The sequence below is a fragment of the Streptomyces sp. NPDC020299 genome (assembly GCF_044387825.1).
GTDB lineage: Bacteria > Actinomycetota > Actinomycetes > Streptomycetales > Streptomycetaceae > Streptomyces.
The window spans coordinates 394,525-400,615 of the sequence record NZ_JBIRWL010000008.1 but is presented as its reverse complement, the minus strand read 5'-3'; the positions used below and the strand labels follow the sequence as shown (position 1 = coordinate 400,615).

At 71.7% G+C, this 6,091-nt stretch carries 6 protein-coding genes; 3 read left to right on the top strand and 3 right to left on the bottom strand.

Going from position 1 to position 6,091, the window contains the following annotated elements; genetic code table 11:
• Nucleotides 1–476: 476 nt before the first annotated feature.
• Nucleotides 477–1,439 carry a ribose-phosphate diphosphokinase gene (locus tag ACH45E_RS22845; protein WP_361456502.1) on the top strand — a complete coding sequence of 321 codons (963 nt, stop codon included), beginning with the start codon at nucleotides 477–479 and terminating at the stop codon, nucleotides 1,437–1,439.
• 6 nt (nucleotides 1,440–1,445) lie between these two features.
• Here ACH45E_RS22845 and ACH45E_RS22840 read toward each other — a convergent pair whose 3' ends face one another.
• Together ACH45E_RS22840 and ACH45E_RS22835 are read right to left on the bottom strand one after the other, a co-directional pair.
• Complete coding sequence (locus ACH45E_RS22840) at nucleotides 1,446–1,826, bottom strand: anti-sigma factor antagonist (RefSeq protein ID WP_361456499.1); 381 nt, start codon at nucleotides 1,824–1,826, stop codon at nucleotides 1,446–1,448.
• Between the two features lie 155 nt (nucleotides 1,827–1,981).
• Nucleotides 1,982–2,410 carry a MarR family transcriptional regulator gene (locus tag ACH45E_RS22835; RefSeq protein WP_361456496.1) on the bottom strand — a complete coding sequence of 143 codons (429 nt, stop codon included), beginning with the start codon at nucleotides 2,408–2,410 and terminating at the stop codon, nucleotides 1,982–1,984.
• Between the two features lie 104 nt (nucleotides 2,411–2,514).
• On the opposite strand from ACH45E_RS22835, the gene ACH45E_RS22830 reads away from it, so the two are divergent.
• Together ACH45E_RS22830 and ACH45E_RS22825 are read left to right on the top strand one after the other, a co-directional pair.
• Nucleotides 2,515–3,972, top strand: a complete 1,458-nt coding sequence (locus tag ACH45E_RS22830) for an aldehyde dehydrogenase family protein (RefSeq protein ID WP_361456493.1) — start codon at nucleotides 2,515–2,517, stop codon at nucleotides 3,970–3,972.
• A 37-nt stretch (nucleotides 3,973–4,009) separates the two neighbouring features.
• Nucleotides 4,010–5,116, top strand: coding sequence for an NAD(P)-dependent alcohol dehydrogenase (locus ACH45E_RS22825; RefSeq protein ID WP_361456490.1), 1,107 nt, complete (start codon nucleotides 4,010–4,012; stop codon nucleotides 5,114–5,116).
• A 1-nt stretch (nucleotide 5,117) separates the two neighbouring features.
• Here ACH45E_RS22825 and ACH45E_RS22820 read toward each other — a convergent pair whose 3' ends face one another.
• Nucleotides 5,118–6,068: an NADP-dependent oxidoreductase gene (locus tag ACH45E_RS22820; protein ID WP_361456487.1), complete on the bottom strand. Its 951-nt coding sequence runs from the start codon at nucleotides 6,066–6,068 to the stop codon at nucleotides 5,118–5,120.
• Nucleotides 6,069–6,091: the final 23 nt, after the last annotated feature.

The following is a 6,091-nucleotide window of genomic DNA, read 5'->3' as shown; positions in this document are numbered from 1 at the left end:
GGGCCGACGCCGTGGGGCGGGGTATGCGGGGCCGTACCGCCGGTGCGCAGGCCCGCCAAAACCGTGACGGACGGGCGCGTTGGGGCTCCGCGCCCGCTCTCGTCACTGGATGCCGCCCGAGGTCCCTCGCGGAGCCCGCTGGACGCCTGACCGCCGAGCCGGCGCCTGCCCGGGCCGACGCCGTGGGGCGGGGTATGCGGGGCCGTACCGCCGGTGCGCAGGCCCGCCAAAACCGTGACGGACGGGCGCGTTGGGGCTCCGCGCCCCGCGCGTGGTCCTGGACGCCGCCCAAGGCCCCTCGCGGAGACATCCGCAAGGCCCGACCGCCGGGCCGTCGCCCGCAGCGCGCGAACCGCCCCCGAGGCCGCCTGGGCGGCGGTTCCTGCTCAGGGGAGGGGCACAGGTGGCGTGGTGCGGCAGCGAACGGTGTCAGTAGCATGAGCCGCGGCCCGTAATGATCATGCGAGGAGCGGATCGTGCGAGACATCGCCGTTTTCAGTGGCAGCGCCCATCCCGAACTGGCGAAGGAGGTCTGCGCCCACCTCGGTGTGCCGCTCAGTCCCACCCGCGTCAGCCGGTTCGCCAACGACTGTCTCGAGGTGCAGCTGGAGGCCAACTGCCGGGAGCGGGACGTCTTCCTCATCCAGCCGCTGGTCAGGCCGGTGCAGGAGCACCTCGTCGAACTGCTGCTGATGTGCGACGCGGCGCGCGGCGCGTCCGCCGCCCGCATCACGGTCGTCATGCCGCACTACTCCTACGCCCGCTCCGACAAGAAGGACGCCCCGCGGATCTCCCTCGGGGGCCGCCTGGTCGCCGACCTGATGGTGGCGGCGGGCGCGAGCCGGGTCCTCGCCATGACGCTGCACGCCCCCCAGGTGCACGGCTTCTTCTCGGTCCCGGTGGACCACCTGCACGCGCTGCGCGAACTGGCCGCGCACTTCCGGCGGTACGACCTGACACGCACCACCGTCGTCTCGCCCGACCTGGGCAACGCCAAGGAGGCCGCCGCCTTCGCCCGGCTGATCGGCGCGCAGGTGGCCGCCGGCGCCAAACAGCGGTTCGCCGACGACCGGGTGAGCATCAGCTCGGTCATCGGTGAGGTGGCGGGGCGGGACGTCATCGTGCTGGACGACGAGATCGCCAAGGGCAGCACCGTGCTGGAACTCCTGTACCGGCTGAGGGAGTTGGGGCCGCGCTCGATCCGGGTGGCGTGCACGCACGGCCTGTTCGCGGCGGGCGCCCTGAAACGGCTGACCGAGCAGCCGGACGTACTGGAGATCGTGTGCACCAACACCGTGCCGGTCCCCGAGAACGGGAACGGTGAGTACACGGCCAAGCTGCGCGTCCTGTCCATCGCCCCGGCGCTCGCCGAGGCCGTGCGCCGCATCCACAACGGTGAGTCCGTCAGCGCCCTGTTCGACGAGCCGAGAAGCGAGTAGCCGGGGTCACAGCGTGCCGGACGTGGCCTCGGGCTGCCCCAGGGCCTCGTCCAGCGTCGGGCGCGGCGGCAGCAGCCGCGCCATCCCCGTGACCTTCAGGACGCGCAGGGTCAGCGGGTGGGTGCACACCAGGTGCAGCTGCCCCTCGCGCTCCAGCACCCGGCTGCGGGCCCGGTACAGCAGACGCAGGCCCGAGCAGTCGAAGAACTCGATGTGGCCGAGGTCGATCACGATCCGGACGCCGGGCCGGTCCGTCACCCGGTCCAGGTACGGAGCGATCTCCGTGGCCGCCGCGATGTCGATCTCGCCGCGGAACTCCAGCACCGTATGGCCGCGGTCCTGGTGGACGCGCAGGTGCCGGGTGAGCGGTGCGGGTCCCTGGTGCATGCCGGCGTCACCTCCCACCCGTGCCGGGTCATCCGTTCCCCGCCCAGCAAGTTACCCTCGATAGAGGGAATTTGAGCATGTTCGATTGACATATGTCTTCGACTTTCGCGCGTGTCTTTCTGTGGTGTGCGCGACAGGGTGACGACGCGTCAGGGCTACGACAGCGCCTGCCAGGCCTTGGAGAGCGCCTGACGGAACTGTTCCTCCTGGTGGGCGGTGAGCTCGGCGACCATCCGTTCCTCCAGCTCCCGCACCGGATCCGCGAAGCCGGCGAGCAGCTCGCGCCCGGTGTCGGTGAGCAGGATCAGCAGTTCACGCCGGTTGCGCGGATTACGCTCCCGCCGTACGAGCCCCCGGCTCTCCAGGGACCGGACGAGGTCGGCCATGGACTGCGCGGTGACGAACGAGTCGCGCGCCAGCTGCGCCGCCGACAGCCCGTCGTGCCGTTCGAGGACGGTGAGGGCCGTGTACTGCAGGGCCGTGATCCCCGCGGGCTTGACCAGCTCGTCCAGACGTGCGCGTACCACCAGCTCCACCTGCTTGACCATGTAGAGCAATGATGGGCGTATGCGTGTACCGACCATGCGTGAACACTAGACCATTGACAGGAATCCTGTCTGTAATGAGACTGCGGACCAACAGGAATCCTGTTGGTTGAAATCTTGGCGATCTACGCTGGGGAGTGGCAATGACGACCACCATCGACACCGGTCCTGGGCAGCTGTTCATCGGCGGCCAGTGGCGCGAGGCCGCCGACGGTGCCCGTACGGACGTGATCGACCCGTCCACCGGGCAGGTGGTCACCACCGTCCCGGAGGCGGGCGCCGCCGACGTCGACGCCGCCGTCCGCGCCGCCCGCGAGGCCTTCGACGGCGGCGAGTGGTCCGGGCTGAGCGGCCGCGAGCGCGGCCGGATCCTGCACCGGGTAGCGGAACTCATCCGCGAGAACGCCGGTGAACTCGCCGCCCTGGAGTCCCTCGACGTCGGCAAGCCGATCACGCTGTGCGGCGTGGTCGACATCACCAACGCCGCGGGCGACTACGAGTACTTCGCCGCCCTCGCCCACTCCCTGGACGGCGCCACCCGCGACACCCCCCTCAACGCCCTCGCCTACACCCGGCGCGAACCCCTCGGTGTCGTCGCCGCCATCACCCCCTTCAACTTCCCGCTGATCCTCGCCGGTTCGAAGATCGCCCCGGCCCTCGCCGCCGGCAACACGGTCGTCCACAAGCCCGCCGACGAGACCCCGCTCAGCGCCCTCTACATGGCCGGTCTGCTGCAGAAGGCAGGAGTCCCGGACGGGGTGGTCAACGTCGTCACCGGCACCGGCCCGGTGGCCGGGGAGGCCCTGCTGCGCCACGGCGGCGTCGACAAGATCGCCTTCACCGGCTCCAGCGCCGTCGGCCGGCACGTGGCCGGCGCCGCCGGTGAGGCACTCAAGCCGGTGACCATGGAACTCGGCGGCAACGCCGCCCACGTCGTCTTCGAGGACGCCGACCTGGAGAAGGCGGTCGGCGCGATCATCAAGGGCTTCGTCTTCAACACCGGGCAGTTCTGCATGGGCGGCCCCCGGCTGCTGGTGGCGCGCCCGGTGTACAGCACCCTGCTGGGCATCCTCGCCGAGGCCGTGCCCCAAGTACCGGTCGGCGACCCGCGCGACCCGGCCACCGTCGTCGGCCCGATGGCGGGACAGAAGCACCTGAGGAAGGTCGAGGAGTACGTCGCCCTGGCCCGCGAGGAAGGCGGCCGTATCGTCTGCGGCGGCGAGCGGCTCGACCTCGACGGCGGCTACTACTACAAGCCCACCGTCATCGCGGACCTGCCGAACGACTCCCGGGTGATCCAGGACGAGATCTTCGGCCCGGTCCTGACCGTGCAGCCCTTCGACACCGAGAACGAGGCCGTCGCCCTCGCCAACTCCACCCCGTACGGCCTGGCCGCGGGGGTGCAGACGTCCCACCTGGCCCGCGCCCACCGCATCGCCGGCCGTCTCCAGGCGGGCATCGTGTGGATCAACGACTGGGCGATGCTCGACCCCGCGGTGCCCTTCGGCGGGGTCAAGGACTCCGGTTTCGGCCGCGAGTACGGCCCCGAGGCCCTCGCCGCCTACACCAAGGTCAAGTCCGTCGTCGTCTCGCTCGACTGAGCGCCCCCACACCGCCGAACCGAAAGGAGTGCACGCGATGCCGATCACCACACGCGCCGCCGTGGTCGAGTCCCAGGGAGCGTCCTTCACCCTCTCCACCGTCGTACTCGACGAGCCGGGACCGCACGAGGCGGTGGTCCGCATGGTGGCGGCCGGCCTGTGCCACACGGACCTGGGCGTGGCGAGCGGCGGACTGCCCTTCCCGCTGCCCGGAGTGCTGGGGCACGAGGGAGCGGGCGTCGTCGAGGCCGTCGGCTCCGCGGTCACCGGTGTCGCGCCCGGTGACCACGTCCTGCTGTCCTTCACCTCCTGTGGCGAGTGCCGCAACTGTCACGGCGGGCACCCCGCGTACTGCGCGACCTGGCTGCCGCTGAACCTCATCGGCGGCCGCCGGGCCGACGGCAGCGGCACCATCAGCCGGGACGGCGAGCCGCTCGGCGGCCATTTCTTCGGCCAGTCCTCGTTCGCCGAACGGGCCCTGGTGGACCGCCGCAGCCTGGTGAAGGTCGACCAGGACCTGCCGCTGGCGTCCCTCGCCCCGCTGGGCTGCGGGGTGCAGACCGGAGTCGGTGCCGTCTGGAACGTACTGCGGCCGGCCGCGGGGGACACCGTGGTCGTCCTCGGCGCCGGAGCCGTCGGCCTGTCCGCCGTGATGGCCGCCACCCTCACCCCCGCCACCACGATCATCGCCGTCGACCGGGTCGCCGAACGGCTCCAGCTGGCCCTCGAACTCGGCGCCACACACACCGTCGACGCGGGCGAGGAGGACCTGGCCGCGGCGCTCGCCGACATCACCGGCGGCCAGGGCGCCGACGGTGTCGTGGAGACCACCGGCAACGCCGGCGTCCTGCGCCAGGGAGTCGACGCGCTCGCCGCCCGCGGCACCCTGGTCATCGTCGGCGCCCCGCCGTTCGGCACCGAGGTCGCCCTGGACGTCAACGGAATGCTCGGCGGCAAGCGGGTCGTCGGCCTGACCCTCGGCGACAGCGAGACCCAGGCCTTCATCCCCGCCCTGGTCCGGCTGGTGCGGGACGGACGGCTCCCGCTGCACCGCCTGATCAGCACCTATCCGTTCGCGGACATCGAGCAGGCGGTGCAGGACATGAAGGCGGGCAAGGCGATCAAGCCCGTACTCACGTTCTGACTCAGTCGGCCAGCAGCACCAGCTTCCCCGTGGTCCGGCCGGTGTCGCCGAGCGCGTGCGCCTCGGCGGCAGCGGCCAGCGGGAAGGTCCCGGCGATCGTGGCGCGCAGCTTCCCCGCCTCCACCAGCTCCGCGATCGCCTTCATACCGCTGCGCGAGGCGTCGACGAGCAGACGGACCGCCCGTACGCCGAGCCGCCCGGCCTCCTCGTAGAAGTCGTCGGAGCCCACCGGCAGGATCGACACCACGACCCCGCCGGGGCGCAGCACGCGCAGTGAACGCGTCGAGTACTCGCCGCCGATCGTGTCCAGCACCACGTCGACGTCCTTCACGGCCTCGGCGAAATCCGTCTCCCGGTAGTCGATCGCCTCGTCCACGCCGAGGGAGCGCAGGAACTCGTGCTTGCCCGCGCTCGCGGTGCCGATCACGTACGCGCCGCGCGCCTTGGCGATCTGCACGGCCACATGGCCGACGCCGCCGGCCGCCGCGTGGATCAGCACCCGCTGACCGGGCCGCACGTCCGCCGTCTCGACCAGCGCCTGCCAGGCGGTGAGGGAGACCAGCGGCAGCGCGCCCGCCTGGGTGTGGTCCACGGAGGCCGGCTTGTGCGCGAAGGCGCGGGCAGGCCCGGTGACGTACTCGGCGTGCGAGCCGTGGCCGAAGGGGTAGGGCAGCATGCCGAAGACCTCGTCGCCGGGCGCGAAGGCGGCGACGCCGATGCCGACCGCCTCCACCACCCCGGAGACGTCCCAGCCCAGCACGAAGGGCGGCTCGCCCAGGAAGACGCCGTGGGCGCGGTGCTTCCAGTCGGTCGGGTTCACCCCGGCGGCACGCACCCGCACCAGCACCTCGTTGGGCCGCGGCGCGGGCCGCTCCAGCTCCACTTCCTTGAGTACCTCGGGCCCGCCGAGGACGTCCTGACTGATCGCACGCATGGTGTTCACATGGCTCATGGTGAACCAGCCTGCCCGGCTCC

What these genes read in the sequence shown, in the direction of transcription:
- ACH45E_RS22825 (WP_361456490.1), top strand. Translation starts at nt 4,010, where the DNA reads ATGCCGATCACCACACGCGCCGCCGTGGTCGAGTCCCAGGGAGCGTCC.
- ACH45E_RS22820 (WP_361456487.1), bottom strand. Translation starts at nt 6,068, where the DNA reads ATGAGCCATGTGAACACCATGCGTGCGATCAGTCAGGACGTCCTCGGC.
- ACH45E_RS22835 (WP_361456496.1), bottom strand. Translation starts at nt 2,410, where the DNA reads ATGGTCGGTACACGCATACGCCCATCATTGCTCTACATGGTCAAGCAG.
- ACH45E_RS22830 (WP_361456493.1), top strand. Translation starts at nt 2,515, where the DNA reads ATGACGACCACCATCGACACCGGTCCTGGGCAGCTGTTCATCGGCGGC.
- ACH45E_RS22840 (WP_361456499.1), bottom strand. Translation starts at nt 1,826, where the DNA reads ATGCACCAGGGACCCGCACCGCTCACCCGGCACCTGCGCGTCCACCAG.